Genomic DNA, 18,114 nt, shown 5'->3' with positions numbered 1-18,114 from the left:
TGAGGCGAAGACATGACCTCCCGGCGCCGCCCTTAGCGCAGGGGCGCCGCCCTGGCGAGAGCCATCTTCAACCGATCTTAACCACGAGCGGCGAGGGTGGCGCCGGACGGGCGAGGTGCGCGGTGGCGGCTCAGAATGCGGTGATGCGGGACGCGGGAGCCTCGCGCCCCGGGGCGGAGCGGGAGCCCGGGGCGGCGCCGGCGCGGTCGCTCGGCCTCGCGGCGCTGCTCGCCGCCACGGCGGACCGCCATCCCGAGCGCATCGCCCTGATCGACCAGCCCGACAAGCCGAGCTGGTGCGGGCGCCCCGCCATTACCTGGACCTTCGCGGCGGCGCGCGAGATCGCCGCGCGGCTCACGGCCGGCCTGCAGGCCCTGCGCCTGCCGCCGCGCAGCCCCGTCGGCCTGTGCATGGCCGGGATCACCGAGAGCCACCTCGCCCTGCTGGCGATCGAGCAGGCGGGCCACCTGCCCTGCCTGCTGCCGGTGACCTGGGACGAGGCGCGCCTGCTCCAGGCCGTCGAGGCGGCGCAGGTCCAGGCCGTGATCACCCAGGGCCAGATCGGCGAGGACCGCCCCGCCGAGCGCCTGTGCCGGGTCGCGGCGCGCTACTTCCCCCTGCGCTTCGTCGCCGCCTTCGGTCCCCACGTCCCGGACGGGGTGCTGGGAATCGACCGGCTGGTGCTGGACCACCGGGCCGACGCGGCCTTCGGCAGCGCCGAGGTGGCCGGCCTCGTCACCTTCGCGGGCGAGGAGACGCCCCGGCCGGTCCTGCGCGACGGCGACGGGCTGACGGCCGCGACCGCCCAGTTCCTGGTCCCGGCCCGGATCGAGCCCGGCGACCGCATCGTCAGCCTGCTCCCGCCCGCCGACCTGCGCGGCCTCGTGCCCGGCCTCGCCGCGGCCCTGCTGGCGGGGGCGACCCTGGAATCGCACCCGGTCTTCGACAGCGCCTCCCTGGCGGCGACGCTGGCGCGGGACGTCCCGACGCATCTCGTCGCGCCCGGCTGGATGGAGCCGGGCCTCGGCCGCACGGAGGTGCCCGCCCGCCTGCGCAGCCTCGTCTTCGTGCATCGCGCGCCCGTCCGGCTGAGCGGCCGCGCGCCCGGGCGGCGCGGCGTCACCGACGTCGTCGTGCTCGACGAGCTCGCCCTGGTGGCCGGCCGCCGGGACGCGCAGGACGTCGCCCTCATGCTGGCCGCGCCGGAGCGCGCCGGCGCGGGCGGCCTCCTGCAGCTTCGCCGCGAGCCGGACGGGCGCCTCGCGGTTCGGGGGCCGGCCGCCTCCGCGCGCGTGTTGCAGCGCGGCATCGCCCGCAACGAAAGTGTGGATGAGTGGACGGTGTCGCGCTTCCGGGCGACGCGGCTCGGCGGGGTCGCCACGGCCCTGGAGCCGGTTTGAGACGGGGCGGCTCGCGGCGCCGCTTACGCTTGGTTCACCAGGGCCTTAGCGAATGGCCCGGCGGTCCCGCGCGCCGCGCGGCCGGGAGCCCCGCGCCGCACCGCGGTGAACCTTTGGTGGCTATCCGAGTTGATGCTGCGGCGCCTTCACGAGAGGCGCGCGACGGATTACCACTTGCCTCATGGGTGCGCTGCAGAAAGTTCTCGTCGTCGACGATGGCCACCGCGCCATCGATCGGGCTCTCTCCGCCGAGCTGGCCGGGCTGGGTTACGCGAGCGTGACCGCCTCGCTCGAAGCCGCGGATGACGTTCTGGCCGTGATCCCCCGGCCGGCGGCGGTCCTGCTGCACGTGCCCCCGCGCGAGGCGGGGTCGTTCCGCGCCATGGCCGAGCGCCTGCGCGAGCAGATGCGCACGGCCGGCATCCCGGTGATCGTGATCGACGAGGCCGGCGGTCAGAATGGCGGGCCGATCGACCTGCAGAGCCGGATCGGCACGCGGGTGCTGAACGAGCCCGACCTCTGAGGCGCCCGCGGCGGGCGCCCCCTACCCCGCTCCGAGCAGCCTCACGGCGGCGTCCCGCTCGAACAGGGAGAGCAGCACCCGCAGCGCCCGGCCGCGCTCGCCCGCGAGGCCGGGATCGCGCTCGACGATCAGCCGCGCGTCGTCGCGGGCCGCGAGCAGGAGGTCGCCGTCCACCTCCGGCCGGGCGAGCCGGAACGCGGCGAGGCCCGACTGGCGGGTGCCCAGCACCTCGCCCTCCCCGCGCAGGCGCAGGTCCTCCTCGGCGATGCGGAATCCGTCCTCGGTCTCGCGCATCATCTCGAGCCGCGCCCGCGCCACCTGGCCGAGCGGCCCGCGATAGAGGAGCAGGCAGGTCGAGGCGGCCGCCCCCCGCCCGACCCGGCCGCGCAGCTGGTGGAGCTGCGCGAGGCCGAAGCGCTCGGCGTGCTCGATCACCATGATGGTCGCCTCCGGCACGTCGACGCCCACCTCCACCACCGTGGTCGAGACCAGGATGCGGGTCTCCCCGGAGGCGAAGCGCGCCATCGCCTCGTCCTTGTCGCGCCCCGGCATCTTGCCGTGGACGAGGCCGACCGCGGCGCCGAAATGCTGGCGCAGGTCGGCGCAGCGCTCCTCGGCGGCGGCGAGGTCGATCACCTCCGACTCGGCGACGAGGGGGCAGATCCAGTAGACCCGCTCGCCCCGGGCGAGCGCCCGCTCCAGCCCGGCCACGACCTCGTCGATCCGCTCGGTCGAGACGAGGCGGGTGGCGATGGGCTGGCGGCCGGCCGGCTTCTCGTCGAGGACCGAGACCTCCATGTCGCCGAAATAGGTCAGCGCGAGGCTGCGCGGGATCGGCGTCGCGGTCATCACCAGGATGTCCACCGCCTCGCCCTTGGCGCCGAGGGCGAGGCGCTGATGCACGCCGAAGCGGTGCTGCTCGTCGACGACGGCGAGGCCGAGATCGCGGAAGGCCACCTCCTCCTGGAACAGGGCGTGGGTGCCGACCGCGATGGCGATCGAGCCCTCGGCGAGCCCCTTCAGGGTCGCGCGCCGCTCGGCGGTGCGGTCGCGGCCCGTCATCAGCACCAGGGAGAGGCCGGCGGATTCCGCCAGGGGGCGCAGGCGCTCGGCGTGCTGGCGGGCCAGGATCTCGGTCGGCGCCATCATGGCCGCCTGGCGCCCGGCCTCGATCGCCGAGGCCATGGCGAGCATCGCCACCGCGGTCTTGCCCGAGCCGACATCGCCCTGGAGCAGGCGCAGCATGCGCCGGTCGGAGCGCATGTCGCCGCGGATCTCGGCGAGCGCGCGGATCTGCGCCCCGGTGAGCCGGAACGGCAGCGCCGCCTCGATCCGCCGCGAGAGGTCGCCGTCGCCCGCGTTGATCCGCCCCGGCGGCCGCCGCATCCGGCTGCGCACGAGCGCCAGGGCGAGCTGCGAGGCGAGGAGTTCGTCGTAGGCGAGGCGGCGGCGCGTCGCGGGCGGGGGCTCGCCCTCGGCGGGCGGCGGCGCGTCGGGCCGGTGCTCGGCGCGCAGGGCCTGCGCGAAGCCGGGCCAGCGCTGGCGGGCGAGCCAGGCCGGATCCTGCCACTCGGGCAGGTCCGGCAGGCGCTCGACGGCGCCCTGCGCCAGCTTGCCGATCGCCCGCGAGGTCAGGCCCTCGGTCGCTCCGTAGAGGGGCTCGACGGCGGGCAGGTCCGAGAAACCCTTGTCGTCGAGGATGCGGGCCGGATGGACCATCTGGCGGAAGCCGTCCCAGAGCTCGATCCGGCCCGAGACGTAGCGGCGCGCGCCCACCGGCAGCATCTTCTCGATGCGGGCGCGGGGCATGTTGAAGAAGACGAGGCTGATGTCGCCGCTCCCGTCCTCGACCAGCACCCGGTAGGGCCTGCGGGCGCCGACGGTCTGGGGCGGGCGATGGGCCACGACGGTGACGCAGAGCGTCACCGGCTCGCCGGTCGGCGCCTCGGCGATCGACCCCTTCAGCTGCCGCGCCACGCCGCCGTGCGGCAGGTGGAAGAGCAGGTCGACCACCCGCGCCGGGTGCTCGGGCGTGCCGAGGAGCCTGTCGAGCAGCGCCGCCATCTTGGGCCCCGCCCCGAGGAGCACGGTCGCGGGCGCGAACAGGGGATCGAGCAGGGAGGGACGAAGCGACATGCGGGGGTGGGCGAGGAGCGGGACCGGGGCGGTATACACGAGCGCGGCGGGCCCGGAGGGCCCTGCGACGATGCGGGATGACGCGGGCGGCGGCATCTCCCATATACGAGACCGATCCGCGCGGGCCGCGTGGCCCTGCGGATCTCCCCCGTTGCGCTTCGGGACCCGACGATGACCGGCACCACCCGCAGCAGCGCCGACCTCGATCCGCGCCGCCGCCGCACGCTGTTCCGCTCCTGGCACCGGGGCATCCGCGAGATGGACCTGATCATGGGCCGCTTCGCCGATGCGGAGATCGGCACCCTCACGGAGGAGGAGCTCGACAATTTCGAGCGCCTGATCGAGGTGCCGGACCGCGACCTCTTCCGCTGGATCAGCGGCGAGGAGGAGGCCCCGTCGAACTACGACACCCCCGTCTTCCGCCGCCTGAAGGGCTTCCACCAGCACGGCGCCCCGATCCACACCTGAGGAATCCGAGGGAGCGAGGCCCCTTCGGCGCGGGTGAGGGGCCGCGCGGGCCTCCTGCGGGCGAAGCTCTCCCCCGCGGGGGCCCGCCTCGCCCTGCAGGGGACCCGCCCCCGCCCCGCAGGGGCCGCGCAGCCCCGGATTCCCGAGATTCGTTCGAGATGGCCAAAGCCGATCCCAACCCGCCTTCCAAGCCGCCTTCCAAGCCGCCGGTCGCCCGGTTCGCGCTTCCCAAATCCGCCGCCCTCACCCGGGCCGTCGAGGCGCTGCGGCGGGGCGACAGCCCCACCCTCGCCCGGGTCCCGGACGGGTTCGACGCCCTGGTCGTGGCCGACCTCGCGCGGGTGCTCGGCCAAGATCCGCAGAGCCGGGCCTCGCAGGGCCCGGCCGCGCTCGTCCACGTCGCCCGGGACGGCACCCGCTCGGCGGCCTTCGCGGGCGCGCTCGCCTTCGTGGCGCCCGAGATCGAGGTGCTGAGCATCCCGGCCTGGGATTGCCAGCCCTACGACCGGGTCTCGCCGAACCCGGCCATCGCGGCCGAGCGGATGACGGCCCTGTCGCGGCTGGCCCGCACGCGCAGCTCCGAGGAGCGCCCGCGCGTCGTCGTGACCACGGTCAACGCCCTGGTGCAGCGGGTGCCGGCCCGCGACCGCATCGCGGTCGAGACCTTCTCGGCGGCGGTCGGCAACGCGGTCGACACCGACAAGATCGTGGCCTGGCTCGAAGCCAACGGCTTCCTGCGCACCGGCACCGTGCGCGACACCGGCGAGTACGCGGTGCGCGGGGGCATCATCGACCTCTCGCCGCCGGGCCTGCCCAACCCGGTCCGCCTCGACTTCTTCGGCGACACGCTCGAATCGATCCGCAGCTTCGATCCCGAGACCCAGCGCACGATCGGGCAGCTGCGCTCCCTCGACCTCGTTCCGATGAGCGAGGTGCAGCTCACCACCGAGACGATCCGGCGCTTCCGCCAGGGCTACGTCGCGGCCTTCGGGGCGGCGACCCGCGACGACCGGCTCTACGAGGCGGTGAGCGAGGGGCGGCGCGCGGCCGGGCTCGAGCACTGGATGCCGCTCTTCTACGACCGGCTCGACACGCTGTTCGACTACCTGGCGGGCGTGCCCCTGGTCTTCGACAAGGACGTGGACGACGCGGCGGGCGAGCGGCTCGGCCAGGTCCAGGAGTATCACGACGCCCGCTGCGAGGCGCTGAAGGCGCCGCAGCCCGGCGTCGCGCCGTACAAGCCGCTCGGGTCCGACGCGCTCTACCTCTCGCCGGCCGAGTGGGCGAAGCGGGTCGAGGGCGCCCGCGTCGCCCGCCTCACCCCCTTCGCGGTGCCGGAGAGCCCCGGGCGCCCGATCGTCGATTGCGAGGCCGAGCCCGCCCGCAACTTCGCGCCCGAGCGGGCGCAGGAGGGCGTCAACGTCTTCGACGCGGCGGTGCAGCACGTGCGCGCCCTGCAGGGCTCGGGCCACCACGTCATCCTGGCGGCGTGGTCGGAGGGCTCGCGCGACCGGCTCTGCGGCGTGCTGACCGATCACGGCCTGCCCAAGCCGAAGACCGTCACCCGCCTGTCGGACACGCTGGCATTGAAGCGCGGTCAGGACGTGGCGGTGGCGGTCTGGGGGCTGGAGGCGGGCTTCACCATCGAGCGCCTCGCGGTCGTCGCCGAGGGCGACATCCTGGGCGACCGGCTGGTGCGGCCCAAGCGCAAGGCCAAGCGCCCCCAGGACGTGATCCTGGAGGTGCAGGCGCTGAGCCCCGGCGACCTCGTGGTCCACGCGGATCACGGGATCGGCCGCTTCACCGGGCTCAAGACCGTGACGGCGGCGGGCGCGCCGCACGATTGCCTGGAGATCCAGTACAATGGCGGCCTGCTGCTGCTGCCGGTCGAGAACATCGAGCTCCTGACCCGCTACGGCTCGGAGGAGGCCGACGTCCCCCTCGACAAGCTCGGCGGCGGGGCGTGGCAGGCGCGCAAGGCGAAGCTGAAGCGCCGCATCCTGGAAATGGCGGGCGCGCTCATCAAGGTGGCGGCCGAGCGCTTCCTGCGCCCCGCCCCGAAGCTGGTGCCGCCGGACGGCACCTACGGCGAGTTCGCGGCCCGCTTCCCCTACGAGGAGACGGAGGACCAGGAGGCGGCGATCGCCGCGACCCTCGGCGACCTCACGGCCGGGCGGCCGATGGACCGGCTGATCTGCGGCGATGTCGGCTTCGGCAAGACCGAGGTGGCGCTGCGCGCCGCCTTCGTGGCGGCGATCTCGGGCAGGCAGGTCGCCGTGGTGGTGCCCACCACCCTGCTCGCCCGCCAGCACTACCGCACCTTCGCGGAGCGCTTCAAAGGCCTGCCGGTGAACGTCGCCCAGGCCAGCCGCTTCGTGTCGAGCGCGGAGCTGAAGCGGGTGCGGGAGGGGCTCGCGGACGGCACGGTCGACATCGTGGTCGGCACCCACGCCCTGCTCGCCAAGACGATCGGGTTCCGGGACCTCGGCCTGATCATCATCGACGAGGAGCAGCATTTCGGCGTCGCCCACAAGGAGCGCCTCAAGGCCCTGCGCGCCGAGGTGCACGTGCTCACCCTCTCGGCGACGCCGATCCCGCGCACGCTGCAGCTCGCCATGACGGGGGTGCGCGAACTCTCGATCATCGCGACGCCGCCGGTGGACCGGCTGGCGGTGCGCACCTTCGTGACGCCCTTCGACCCGCTGCTCGTCCGCGAGGCGCTGCTGCGCGAGCGCTACCGGGGCGGCCAGGCCTTCTACGTGGTGCCGCGGATCGAGCACCTCGACGAGGTCAAGCGCTTCCTCGACCGGGAGATGCCGGAGGCCAAGGTCGGGATCGCGCACGGGCAGATGCCGGCCGGCCAGCTCGAGGACGTGATGACGGCCTTCTACGAGGGCAAGTTCGACATCCTGCTCTCGACCACCATCGTCGAATCGGGCCTGGACATCCCGACCGCCAACACCCTGATCGTGCACCGGGCCGACATGTTCGGCCTCGCCCAGCTCTACCAGCTGCGCGGCCGGGTCGGCCGCTCGAAGGCCCGCGCCTACGCGCTCTTCACCACGCCCGAGGGCAAGGCCCTGACGGTGCAGGCCGAGCGGCGGCTCAAGGTGCTGCAATCCCTCGACACGCTGGGGGCGGGCTTCCAGCTCGCCAGCCACGACCTCGACATCCGCGGCGCCGGCAACCTGCTCGGCGACGAGCAATCCGGCCACATCAAGGAGGTCGGCTACGAACTCTACCAGCAGATGCTGGAGGACGCGGTCGCGGCCCTCAAGGAGGGCAAGGCGGTGCCGGCCGACGAGCAATGGTCGCCCACCATCGCGCTCGGCGCCCCGGTCACCATGCCGGAGGAGTACGTCTCCGACCTGTCGGTGCGGCTCGGCCTCTACCGGCGCCTCGCCACCCTCGACAGCGACGCGGAGCTGGAGAGCTTCGGGGCCGAGCTGATCGACCGCTTCGGCCCGCTCCCGCCCGAGGTGGAGCAGCTCCTCAAGATCGTCACGATCAAGATCCTGTGCCGGGAGACCAACGTCGAGAAGGTGGAGGCCGGGCCGAAGGGGATCGTGTTCCACTTCCGCGACCGCGCCTTCGCCAATCCGGCGCGGCTCGCCGCCTACATCGCCGAGCAGCGCTCCTTCGCGAAGGTCCGTCCGGACATGAGCGTGGTGTTCATCCGCAACCTCGACACGGTGGCCGAGCGGCTGAAGGAGACGACCGCCATCCTGCGCGACCTCACCAAGCTGACGAGCCGCCGCAAGGCGGCCTGATCCGGAGCCGCGCGGCCCTCGATCGGGGCGGTTGTTATCGATCCGGGGTTGAACGACACTCGGGGCTCCATCCGAGGTGGAGGAACCCCGTGAGATCCGCGACGAGCCTCCTGCTGGCGGGGGCGCTCCTGGCGCCCGCCGCCGCCCGCGCGCAATCCGACGCCGACCGGACCGGGACCGGGGGCGGACCGCGCTCGACCATCACGGCGCCGCACACGAGCTCGAGCGGGCGGACGATGCCCCGGGGCGACGACCGCGCCCTGGAGCGGGGCATCGAGGGCCGCACCCGCGAGGAGCGCCGCGACGACGCGATCGACGGCACGATCTGCGCCGGCTGCCGCTGAAGTTGCGCCGGAACCGGTTTGCACTCGCCCCGTTTCGGGGGCAAATAGGCTTGACCGTCGCGGACCCGGGCCGCGGGCCGCCACGGCGAGGGATCCCTGACATGCGCGCTGCCTCCCGCCTCCGTCCGCTCCGCGCCGCCCTGGCGGCGCTCGTCCTGCTGCCGGCGGGCCTCGACGCGGCGCAGGCCGGCTGCACGAGGCGGATCACCAACCGCTCGGCGCTGACCCTGGTGGGAAGCCAGAACGGCGGGCCGGCCTTCGTGCTGCCGCCCGGCCATTCCCGCACCGTGCGGCTCGCGGCGCCGGGGCAGTTCGACCTCCTCGCCACCTGCGGGCCGGCGGGCAGCGTCGTGGCGGACCTGCACGTCCCCTACGAGGCCGTCCTCGACCGCTGCTACGTGGAGATCGGCACGAACGTCCTGGCCTCGACGTTCGGGCGCGGCTTCCTCGGACTCCAGGGCACGGGCCCCTTCGCGGTCAACGCGCCGCGCCAGGGCGACATCGTCCTGGGCCCGGGGGCGAACGAGGCCTGCCTGATCCGCTGAGCGGGGGCGCCGCGATGGGGGCCGCTACGGCGCCGCGCCGAGCGGCCCCGGCGCTGTCATGCGGCGCGAGGCCTGGGCGACGAGGCGCGCGAAGGCGGTCGCGGCGGCCGAGGCCTGGACGTGGCTGCCGTAGGTCTCGTCCGAGCGCAGCAGAGTCGCGCCGCGCGGCCCGAGCAGGCGCCAGCCCCACTTCCCCGGTCCTTCCTGCTCGACCCGAAACTCCATGGCCGCCTCGCAAGGTTCCGCCTCGCACAATCGGGCCCTAGACTGACAGGGCCCGGCCCGTGAACGGGATGCGACAGCCGCGCCACCGCGCGGGGGAGCCGGCCGAGTCGGGCCACTTGTCCCCGTTATCAACATGATTCTGAGGAGCCGCGGCTGCGCCGGTCTCCCCGCGCGGGCGGGTCGGGCCTGCGCGCGACGTCACCCGCGACTCGCCGCCCCGACCCGGACCCCTGGGGAGCGCCGCCCCTGCCCCGCCGCCCGGCCGCCGCGCGCGGTGGCGGCGTCCCGCCCGGCGGGACGCCGCCCTGGGCCCGCCAAGCGGGCCGCCGTGAGGGCCCGCCAAGCGGGCCGCCGTGAGGGCCCGCCAAGCGGGCCTCAGAAGAAGCGGAGGCCGAACCCGTGATGGGGGTGCCAGGGACGATAGCCGTAGCCGTAGCCGTAGACCGGGCGGTAGGGGCGGTAGAAGCCGTAGCCGTAGGGACGGTAGAACGGGCGGCAGTGACCCCAGGCGTTCGGAGCCCAGCCCGGGCCGCAGCCATACGCGACGGTCTGGACCTGGGCGTCGCCCGCGATCAGGCCGGCCGGCGCCACCGCGCCCGGCGCGGCGCTCGCCGCCGAAGCGAACCCGAGACCGCCGGCGACCACGGCCAGCGCCAGAACCTTGGTGTTGATCATGGTGACATCTCCTCTCGATTATCCATTCGCGGCATCGCGAAGCAGGAACAAGAGAAGGAATAGTCTTCGGCAGCCCAGACGAATGTGCCGAATGTCACCGGGAAGGGGCGGGCCGGGTTTGGCGCAATCGGACACGAGGAGCCCGGCCCGCCGCCGCGCCGTCAGGAGAGGGGCTGGACGATCGGCGCGGCAGAACTCCTCTCGCACGGGGCGAGCGGCCGCGCTGTTCACATAGGACGAGCTTGCTGGAGAAATGGGGCGAAGAGGCGGGCCGGGCTCGAAGGTCCCCCCGGTCCAGCAAGACCCGGCCCGTCGTCGTCCCTTCGCCACCAAGCCGAAGCGGGCCGACGAGCGATCCTCGCCGGGCGCGACCGAGCCCGCGTTGATCCATATCAACTAGGGGTTTCGGGCGAATCCCGGTCCGCGCCCTTTACAAAAGGACGGGAATGCCCCTGTGTGATCCGGGGCGCCGCGCGCTCTTGAGGGAAGGTGGTCATGAAGTTCCGCGTCGAGGTCGACTGCACTCCGCTCGAAGCGCGCCAGTTCGTCGGCCTCCCGAACGTCGAGCCCATGCAGGCGGCGGTGATGGCCGAGGTCGAGCGGCGCATGCTCGCCGACATGGAGCGCTTCTCCCCCGACACGATCATGCGCAGCTGGTTCTCGCTGTTTCCCCAGAACGCCGACCAGATGCAGTCCCTGTTCCTGAAGATGTTCCAGCAGGGCTTCGGCGGCGGGTCCTCCCCGCCGGCCCGCAACGAGTGAGGGCGGGGCGGGGCGTGCCGCGGCGGTCGAACCTGCCCGAGGGGAATTTCCTGCTCCGGCCCATGACGGACTCTAATCCCGAGGAAGGCTGCGGCATCCGGCCCGCCCCGCCCTAGGGGAACGTGCGACGGCTCCGGCGGTTTTGGGCCGGAACCGGAGATCCCATGCACGACAAGTCCTTTCCCGCCAGCCCGACCACGCGCATCCCGCTCGCCCTCGCCCTGTCGGGCCTCGCGGGATGCGCCGACGCGATCGGCTTCCTGCAATTCTCGCAGCTCTTCATGTCCTTCATGTCCGGCAACACCACCCGCTTCGGCGTGGCGGCGGCGCACGGGGACTGGGACGGCACGACCCGCGTCGCTTCCGTCATCGCCGTGTTCTGCTTCGGCGCCTTCGTGGGCACGGTGATCGCCGCCTGGGCCGGGCGCTGGCGCCTGCCGGTGCTGCTCGGCCTGCAGGCCGGCTTCCTGACCATCGGGCTCGTCATGCCGCCCGGGCCCTTCGCCTTCCCGGTCCACGCCTACCCGGTCGTCTTCGCGCTCGGCATGCAGAACGCCACGCTCCAGGACGAGGACGGGCGCAGCCTCGCCCTCACCTACGTCACCGGCGCGGTGGTCCGCTTCGGCACCGGGCTCGCCAACCTGCTCCTCCACAAGCCGGCCAAGTCCTTCTGGATCCAGGCGCCGCTCTGGGGCGCGCTCAGCACCGGGGCGGTGGTGGGGGGCCTGCTGCACGGCCAGTTCGACGAGCGCGCCTTCCTGTTTCCGGCGAGCCTCGCGGCCGTCCTGGCGGTCGGCGTCACGCTCCTCACGCTCGCCAGGCCCGGCAGCCCGCTCGTCGCCGGCACGGCGCCCGCCCCGGACGCGCCGGGCGACGCAAGGCCCGTCTCCCGGCTCCGCACGGCCGAACGTTTCTGAACGTTGTCCGCACGCCCGGCCTCGCCGCGCGCGAAGACATCCCGGCCGCCTCGCGAGCGGCCGGGCGGCATGCGCGACGGTCTGAACTTCCGGACAGCGTTTCGGTTCCATTCCGAAATTCCGGAACGACGATGGCCGGGAGCACTCGCAACCCCTTGCACTTCCTCGCTGGTCCAATAGCGTGAGTGGTGGCACGGCCTGTGCTCGATGCGGGCCGGACACCGCCGGACGCCCCCGAAAGGCGGCCGCGGGACCAACGAGGGAGGACAGACGAGTGGAACGCAGCCGCGAACGCGACCCGCGCGATCCCGACCCCATCGAGACCCGGGAATGGCTCGAGTCCCTCGACGGGGTGCTCGAAGTCGAGGGGCCCGAGCGGGCGCATTTCCTGATCGAGCAGGTCATCGAGGAGGCCCGCAAGAAGGGCGCCCCCGTCCCCTACTCGGCCAACACCGCCTACCTGAACACGATCCCGGTCGAGGCGCAGCCCCCCCACCCGGGCGACAGGGCGATCGAGCACCGCATCCGCTCGGCGATCCGCTGGAACGCCATCGCGATCGTTCTGCGGGCCAACAAGGAATCCTCCGAGCTCGGCGGCCACATCGCGAGCTTCCAGTCGGCCGCGACCCTCTACGACACCGGCTTCATGCATTTCTGGCACGCCGCCGACGAGACGCATGGCGGCGACCTGATCTTCGTGCAGGGCCATTCCTCGCCGGGCATCTACGCCCGCGCCTACCTCGAAGGGCGCCTCAGCGAGGAGCAGCTGCTCTCGTTCCGCCAGGAGGTCGGCGGCAAGGGCCTGTCCTCCTACCCGCATCCCTGGCTGATGCCGGATTTCTGGCAATTCCCGACCGTCTCGATGGGCCTCGGGCCGCTGATGGCGATCTACCAGGCGCGGTATCTCCGCTACCTGCACCATCGCGGCCTCGCCGACACCGACCGTCGCAAGGTCTGGGCCTTCATGGGCGACGGCGAGATGGACGAGCCCGAGTCGCTCGGCGCGATCTCGCTTGCCGCGCGGGAGAAACTCGACAACCTCGTCTTCGTGATCAACTGCAACCTGCAGCGCCTCGACGGGCCGGTGCGCGGCAACGGCAAGATCGTCCAGGAACTCGAGGCCAATTTCCGCGGCGCGGGCTGGAACGTCGTCAAGGTGCTGTGGGGCTCAGGGTGGGACCAGCTGCTCGCCCGCGATTCCTCGGGCATGCTGGCCCGCGTGATGGCCGAGTGCGTCGACGGCGAGTACCAGGACTTCAAGTCGAAGAACGGCGCCTACATCCGCGAGCACTTCTTCGGCCGCTATCCGGAGACCAAGGCGCTGGTCGCCGACTGGAGCGACGACGACATCTGGCGGCTGACCCGCGGCGGCCACGACCCGAGCAAGGTCTACGCGGCCTACCACGCCGCGGTGAACCACAAGGGCCAGCCCACCGTCATCCTCGCCAAGACCGTCAAGGGCTACGGCATGGGCGAGGCCGGCGAGGCCCAGAACATCACCCACCAGCAGAAGAAGATGGGCGAGGCGGTCCTCAAGCAGTTCCGCGACCGCTTCCAGATCGACCTCTCGGACGAGAAGGTCTCCGGCATCCCGTTCATCCGCTTCCCCGAGGGCTCGCCGGAGCACCGCTACCTGATGGCGCGGCGCCAAGCCCTCGGCGGGCCGCTCCCCGCCCGGCGGCGGAAGTCGGAGAGCCTCGCGATCCCGCCGCTCCAGGCCTTCGACGCGCAGCTCAAGGAGACGGCGGGCCGGGAGATCTCCACCACCATGGCCTTCGTGCGGGTGCTCAACACGCTCCTGCGCGACAAGGAGATCGGCAAGCGCATCGTGCCGATCGTGCCCGACGAGAGCCGCACCTTCGGCATGGAGGGCATGTTCCGCCAGTTCGGCATCTTCAGCCAGGTCGGCCAGCTCTACCGGCCCGAGGATGCCAACCAGCTGATGTACTACAAGGAGGACAAGAACGGGCAGATGCTGCAGGAGGGCATCAACGAGGCCGGGGCGATGTCGTCCTGGATCGCGGCGGCGACCTCCTACTCGCACTCGAACGCGCCGACGATCCCGTTCTACATCTACTACTCGATGTTCGGCTTCCAGCGGGTCGGCGACCTGGCCTGGGCGGCGGGCGACCTGCGGGCGCGCGGCTTCCTGATCGGCGGCACGGCCGGGCGCACCACGCTCAACGGCGAGGGGCTGCAGCACGAGGACGGCCACAGCCACCTGTTCTCGGCCACGATCCCGAACTGCGTCTCCTACGACCCGACCTTCTCGTACGAGGTGGCGGTGATCGTGCAGGACGGTCTGCGCCGGATGTACGGCGAGCAGGAGGACGTCTTCTACTACATCACCGTGATGAACGAGAACTACGCCCATCCGGGCATGCCGGACGGGGCGCAGGAGGGCATCATCAAGGGGATGTACCTGTTCCGCGAGGGCAAGGGGAAGGGCCCGCGGGTGCAGCTCCTGGGCTCGGGCACGATCCTGCGCGAGGTCATCGCCGGGGCCGAACTCCTGGAGAAGGATTTCGGCATCGTGGCCGACATCTGGTCCTGCCCGAGCTTCACGGAGCTGCGCCGCGAGGCGATGGCGGTGGAGCGCTGGAACATGCTCCACCCGGACGAGACCCCGCGCAAATCCTACGTCGAGACCTGCCTGTCGGGCCGCTCCGGCCCGGTGATCGCGGCGAGCGACTACATGCGGCTGTTCGCCGACCAGATCCGCCCCTTCGTGCCCGCCCGCTACAAGGTGCTGGGGACGGACGGGTTCGGGCGCTCGGATTACCGGGTGCGGCTGCGCGACTTCTTCGAGGTCGACCGGCGCTGGGTGGCGGTGGCGGCCCTCAAGAGCCTCGCGGAGGACCAGATGGTGCCGACCGCGAAGGTCTCGGAGGCGATCGCCAAGTACGGCCTCGATCCGGAGAAGCCGGCGCCCTGGACGGTGTGAGTCCGGCCCCCGCGCGGCGCGCAGGCCGCGGATCCCTCGCCCGCGGGCGAGGGATCCGCGGTCCGCGCCCCGCGCGTCCCATCCAGCCCACCCAGTGACGTGACGGGAGAGACGTCGTGGCGACCGAGGTCAAGGTTCCGGATATCGGCGACTTCAAGGATGTGCCGATCATCGAGGTGCACGTGAAGGAGGGCGACACGATCGGGCCGGACGACCCGATCATCTCGCTCGAATCCGACAAGGCCACCATGGAGGTGCCGGCGCCCTCCGGCGGCGTGGTCGAGAAGCTGCTGATCAAGATCGGCGACAAGGTGAGCGAGGGTCACCCGATCCTGCTGCTCAAGGGCGAGGGCGATGCCAAGGGCGACGCGACGAGCGCGCCCAGGAGCGAAAGCGAGAGCAAGGGCAACGGGGCCGCCCCGGCCGACACCGCCGCCCTGATCGCCAAGCAGGAGCCGCCCGAGAGCGCGGCGCCGCCGGCCCCGGTTCCGGCCCCGGCGGCCTCCGGGGCGGGTATCCCGGACTTCTCGCAGATCCATGCCAGCCCGGCCGTGCGGCGGCTCGCCCGCGAGCTCGGCGTCGACCTCAACGCGATCAAGGGCACCGGCGAGAAGGGCCGCATCACCAAGGAGGACGTGAAGGGCCACCTCACCCGCTCGGCCGCCCCGGCGCCCTCCGGCGCGGTCTTCGCGGGCGGCGGCATGGGCATTCCGGAGATCCCGGCGGTCGACTTCTCGAAGTTCGGCCCCACCGAGACCAAGCCGCTCGCCCGGATCAAGAAGATCTCGGGGCCGCACCTGCACCGGGCCTGGCTCAACGTGCCCCTCGTCACCCACCAGGACGAGGCCGACATCACCGAGACCGAAGCCTACCGCAAGGACCTCGACAAGACCGCCAAGGACAAGGGCTACCGCGTCACGCTGCTGGCCTTCCTGATCAAGGCCTCGGTCTCGGCCCTGCGCCAGCACCCGGAGTTCAACGCCTCGCTGTCGCCCGACAAGGAGGCGCTGATCCTCAAGCGCTACTACAATATCGGGGTGGCGGTGGACACGCCCGACGGGCTCGTGGTGCCGGTGGTCAAGGATGCCGACCGCAAGGGCATCGGCGAGATCAGCCAGGAGCTCGGCGCCCTGTCGAAGAAGGCCCGCGACGGCAAGCTCGGCAGCGGCGACATGCAGGGGGCGAGCTTCACGATCTCGTCGCTCGGCGGCATCGGCGGCACCGCCTTCACGCCGCTCGTCAACGCGCCCGAGGTGGCGATCCTCGGCGTCGTGCGCTCCAGGATGGCGCCGGTCTGGGACGGGTCGGAGTTCAAGCCGCGCCTGATGCTGCCGCTCTCGGTCTCCTACGACCACCGCGTCATCGACGGGGCGCTCGCGGCCCGCTTCACCCGCCACCTCGCCCACGTCCTGGAAGACGTGCGGCGGCTCGTGATCTGAGGAGCCCGCGCGATGAGCAGCAACGAGGTCCGCCTGCCGGACATCGGCGACTTCAAGAACGTGCCGGTGATCGAGGTGGTGGTGAAGGCCGGCGACACGATCGCGGTCGACGACACGCTGATCGTGCTCGAATCCGACAAGGCCACGATGGACGTGCCCTCGCCGGTGGCGGGCACGGTGGCGGAGATCAAGGTCAAGCCCGGCGACAAGGTCTCGGAAGGGGACCTGATCCTGGTGCTGGCCGCGGCGGCCGGCGCCGGGGCGGCGAAGCCCGCCACGCCCGACAGACCCGCGGCGCCCGCCGCGGGCGGGGCCGGGCACGCGCCCGGCGAGGGCCAGGCGGGCTACGGCTCGTCGGCCCAGGGAGCCCGGGCCCAGGGAGCCGGGGCCCAGGGAGCCGCGGCCAGCGGTGCGGCGCGCGGCAACGGCGCCTCGGCGCCCGCCCCGGCGGCGGCCGCGCCCGTCTCCGGCGAGGAGATGCGGGCGGAGGTGCTGGTGCTCGGGGCCGGGCCGGGCGGCTACACCGCCGCCTTCCGGGCCGCCGATCTCGGCAAGAAGGTGGTGCTGGTCGAGCGCTGGGCCTCCCTCGGCGGCGTGTGCCTCAACGTCGGCTGCATCCCCTCGAAGGCCCTGCTCCACGCCGCCAAGGTGATCGACGAGAGCCACGGCATGGCGGCGCACGGCATCAGCTTCGCGAGCCCGCAGATCGACATCGACAAGCTCCGGTCGTGGAAGGAGGGCGTGGTCAAGAAGCTGACCGGCGGCCTGCAGGGCCTCGCCAAGCAGCGCAAGGTGACGGTCGTGACCGGGACCGGCCGCTTCGTCAGCCCGCACCAGATCGCGGTCGAGCACGAGGGCCAGACCCGCATCATCGGCTTCGACCAGGCGATCATCGCGGCGGGCTCCGAACCGATCCAGATGCCGTTCATCCCGCACGACGACCCGCGGGTGATCGATTCCACGGGGGCGCTCGAACTCGGCGGCATCCCCCAGCGCCTGCTCGTGATCGGCGGCGGCATCATCGGGCTGGAGATGGCCACCGTCTACCACGCGCTCGGCGCCAAGGTGACCATCGTCGAGCTGATGGACCAGATCATCCCGGGGGCCGACAAGGACATCGTCACGCCGCTGATGAAGCGGATCAGCAAGCAATACGAGGCGATTCACCTCAAGGCCAAGGTGACGGCGGTCGAGGCCCGGCCCGAGGGGCTGAAGGTGACGTTCGAGGGCGGGTCCGCGCCGGCCACCGACACCTTCGACAAGATCCTGGTTTCGGTCGGGCGGCGACCGAACGGCAAGCTGATCGGGGCGGAGGCGGCGGGCGTGATCGTGGACGAGCGCGGCTTCATCCCGGTCGACAAGCAGATGCGCACCAACGTGCCGCACATCTTCGCCATCGGCGACGTGGTCGGCCAGCCGATGCTGGCCCACAAGGCGACGCACGAGGGCAAGGTCGCGGCCGAGACCGCGGCGGGGAAGAACTCGTTCTTCGACGCGAAGGTGATCCCGTCGGTGGCCTATACCGACCCGGAGGTGGCCTGGGTCGGGCTGACCGAGAACGAGGCCAAGGCCAAGGGCATCAAGGTCGGCAAGGGCAGCTTCCCGTGGGCGGCGAGCGGGCGCTCGCTGTCGCTGGGGCGCGACGAGGGCCTGACCAAGGTGCTGTTCGACGAGGCGACCGACCGCATCGTCGGCTGCGGCATCGTCGGCCCCTCGGCGGGCGACCTGATCGCGGAGGCCGCGCTCGCCATCGAGATGGGGGCGGATGCGAGCGACATCGGCCTGACCATCCACCCGCACCCGACCCTGTCGGAGACGGTCGGCATGGCGGCGGAGGCCTTCGAGGGCACGATCACCGACCTCTACATGCCCAAGCGCGCCGCCCATTGAGGAGTCGGGCGGCCGCCGCGCCGCCGCGCGTGGCGGCCCGCGCCTCGTCGTCCGCGCAGGGACGCGAGGCCGCCCG

General features: G+C 72.5%; 14 protein-coding genes. 11 read left to right on the top strand and 3 right to left on the bottom strand.

Annotated features, from left to right (window positions below):
• Positions 1 to 122 precede the first annotated feature (122 nt).
• Both QA634_RS31885 and QA634_RS31880 read left to right on the top strand, forming a co-directional pair.
• Positions 123 to 1,400: an AMP-binding protein gene (locus QA634_RS31885; RefSeq protein ID WP_012335956.1), complete on the top strand. Its 1,278-nt coding sequence runs from the start codon at positions 123 to 125 to the stop codon at positions 1,398 to 1,400.
• Positions 1,401 to 1,581: 181 nt separating this feature from the next.
• Positions 1,582 to 1,923: a hypothetical protein gene (locus tag QA634_RS31880; RefSeq protein WP_012335955.1), complete on the top strand. Its 342-nt coding sequence runs from the start codon at positions 1,582 to 1,584 to the stop codon at positions 1,921 to 1,923.
• A gap of 21 nt (positions 1,924 to 1,944) precedes the next feature.
• Here QA634_RS31880 and recG read toward each other — a convergent pair whose 3' ends face one another.
• Positions 1,945 to 4,059, bottom strand: coding sequence for an ATP-dependent DNA helicase RecG (gene recG / locus QA634_RS31875; RefSeq protein WP_012335954.1), 2,115 nt, complete (start codon positions 4,057 to 4,059; stop codon positions 1,945 to 1,947).
• A 171-nt stretch (positions 4,060 to 4,230) separates the two neighbouring features.
• Between recG and QA634_RS31870 the strand changes: the two genes are divergently transcribed.
• From QA634_RS31870 to QA634_RS31855, 4 genes are all read left to right on the top strand, one after another.
• The gene (locus QA634_RS31870; protein ID WP_012335953.1) at positions 4,231 to 4,527 is read left to right on the top strand and encodes an FAD assembly factor SdhE; all 297 of its coding nucleotides are present in this window, start codon (positions 4,231 to 4,233) and stop codon (positions 4,525 to 4,527) included.
• A 158-nt stretch (positions 4,528 to 4,685) separates the two neighbouring features.
• Positions 4,686 to 8,297: a transcription-repair coupling factor gene (gene mfd, locus QA634_RS31865; protein ID WP_012335952.1), complete on the top strand. Its 3,612-nt coding sequence runs from the start codon at positions 4,686 to 4,688 to the stop codon at positions 8,295 to 8,297.
• An 89-nt stretch (positions 8,298 to 8,386) separates the two neighbouring features.
• Positions 8,387 to 8,641, top strand: coding sequence for a hypothetical protein (locus tag QA634_RS31860; protein WP_012335951.1), 255 nt, complete (start codon positions 8,387 to 8,389; stop codon positions 8,639 to 8,641).
• A gap of 101 nt (positions 8,642 to 8,742) precedes the next feature.
• Positions 8,743 to 9,186 (top strand): hypothetical protein, encoded by a 444-nt coding sequence (locus tag QA634_RS31855; RefSeq protein ID WP_012335950.1) that lies wholly within the window; start codon positions 8,743 to 8,745, stop codon positions 9,184 to 9,186.
• 24 nt (positions 9,187 to 9,210) lie between these two features.
• Here the strand turns inward: QA634_RS31855 and QA634_RS31850 are convergent, their stop codons facing one another.
• Together QA634_RS31850 and QA634_RS31845 are read right to left on the bottom strand one after the other, a co-directional pair.
• Positions 9,211 to 9,411 (bottom strand): hypothetical protein, encoded by a 201-nt coding sequence (locus QA634_RS31850; RefSeq protein WP_012335949.1) that lies wholly within the window; start codon positions 9,409 to 9,411, stop codon positions 9,211 to 9,213.
• 375 nt (positions 9,412 to 9,786) lie between these two features.
• Positions 9,787 to 10,086: a GCG_CRPN prefix-to-repeats domain-containing protein gene (locus QA634_RS31845; RefSeq protein ID WP_012335948.1), complete on the bottom strand. Its 300-nt coding sequence runs from the start codon at positions 10,084 to 10,086 to the stop codon at positions 9,787 to 9,789.
• A gap of 495 nt (positions 10,087 to 10,581) precedes the next feature.
• Here QA634_RS31845 and QA634_RS31840 point away from each other — a divergent pair, with 495 nt between their 5' ends.
• From QA634_RS31840 to lpdA, 5 genes are all read left to right on the top strand, one after another.
• A complete protein-coding gene (locus tag QA634_RS31840) occupies positions 10,582 to 10,848 on the top strand; it encodes a DUF6489 family protein (RefSeq protein ID WP_012335947.1) in 267 nt (88 codons plus the stop codon).
• 164 nt (positions 10,849 to 11,012) lie between these two features.
• Positions 11,013 to 11,765 (top strand): YoaK family protein, encoded by a 753-nt coding sequence (locus QA634_RS31835; RefSeq protein WP_012335946.1) that lies wholly within the window; start codon positions 11,013 to 11,015, stop codon positions 11,763 to 11,765.
• A 274-nt stretch (positions 11,766 to 12,039) separates the two neighbouring features.
• Positions 12,040 to 14,709, top strand: a complete 2,670-nt coding sequence (gene aceE, locus QA634_RS31830; RefSeq protein ID WP_012335945.1) for a pyruvate dehydrogenase (acetyl-transferring), homodimeric type — start codon at positions 12,040 to 12,042, stop codon at positions 14,707 to 14,709.
• A 116-nt stretch (positions 14,710 to 14,825) separates the two neighbouring features.
• Positions 14,826 to 16,148, top strand: a complete 1,323-nt coding sequence (aceF, locus tag QA634_RS31825; protein WP_012335944.1) for a dihydrolipoyllysine-residue acetyltransferase — start codon at positions 14,826 to 14,828, stop codon at positions 16,146 to 16,148.
• 12 nt (positions 16,149 to 16,160) lie between these two features.
• Positions 16,161 to 18,038, top strand: coding sequence for a dihydrolipoyl dehydrogenase (gene lpdA, locus QA634_RS31820; protein ID WP_012335943.1), 1,878 nt, complete (start codon positions 16,161 to 16,163; stop codon positions 18,036 to 18,038).
• Positions 18,039 to 18,114: the final 76 nt, after the last annotated feature.

It is taken from the genome of Methylobacterium sp. CB376, assembly GCF_029714205.1.
In the GTDB taxonomy this organism is placed as follows: Bacteria; Pseudomonadota; Alphaproteobacteria; order Rhizobiales; family Beijerinckiaceae; genus Methylobacterium.
The sequence above is the reverse complement of the archived record's forward strand: the minus strand, read 5'-3'. Positions and strand labels throughout refer to the sequence as shown.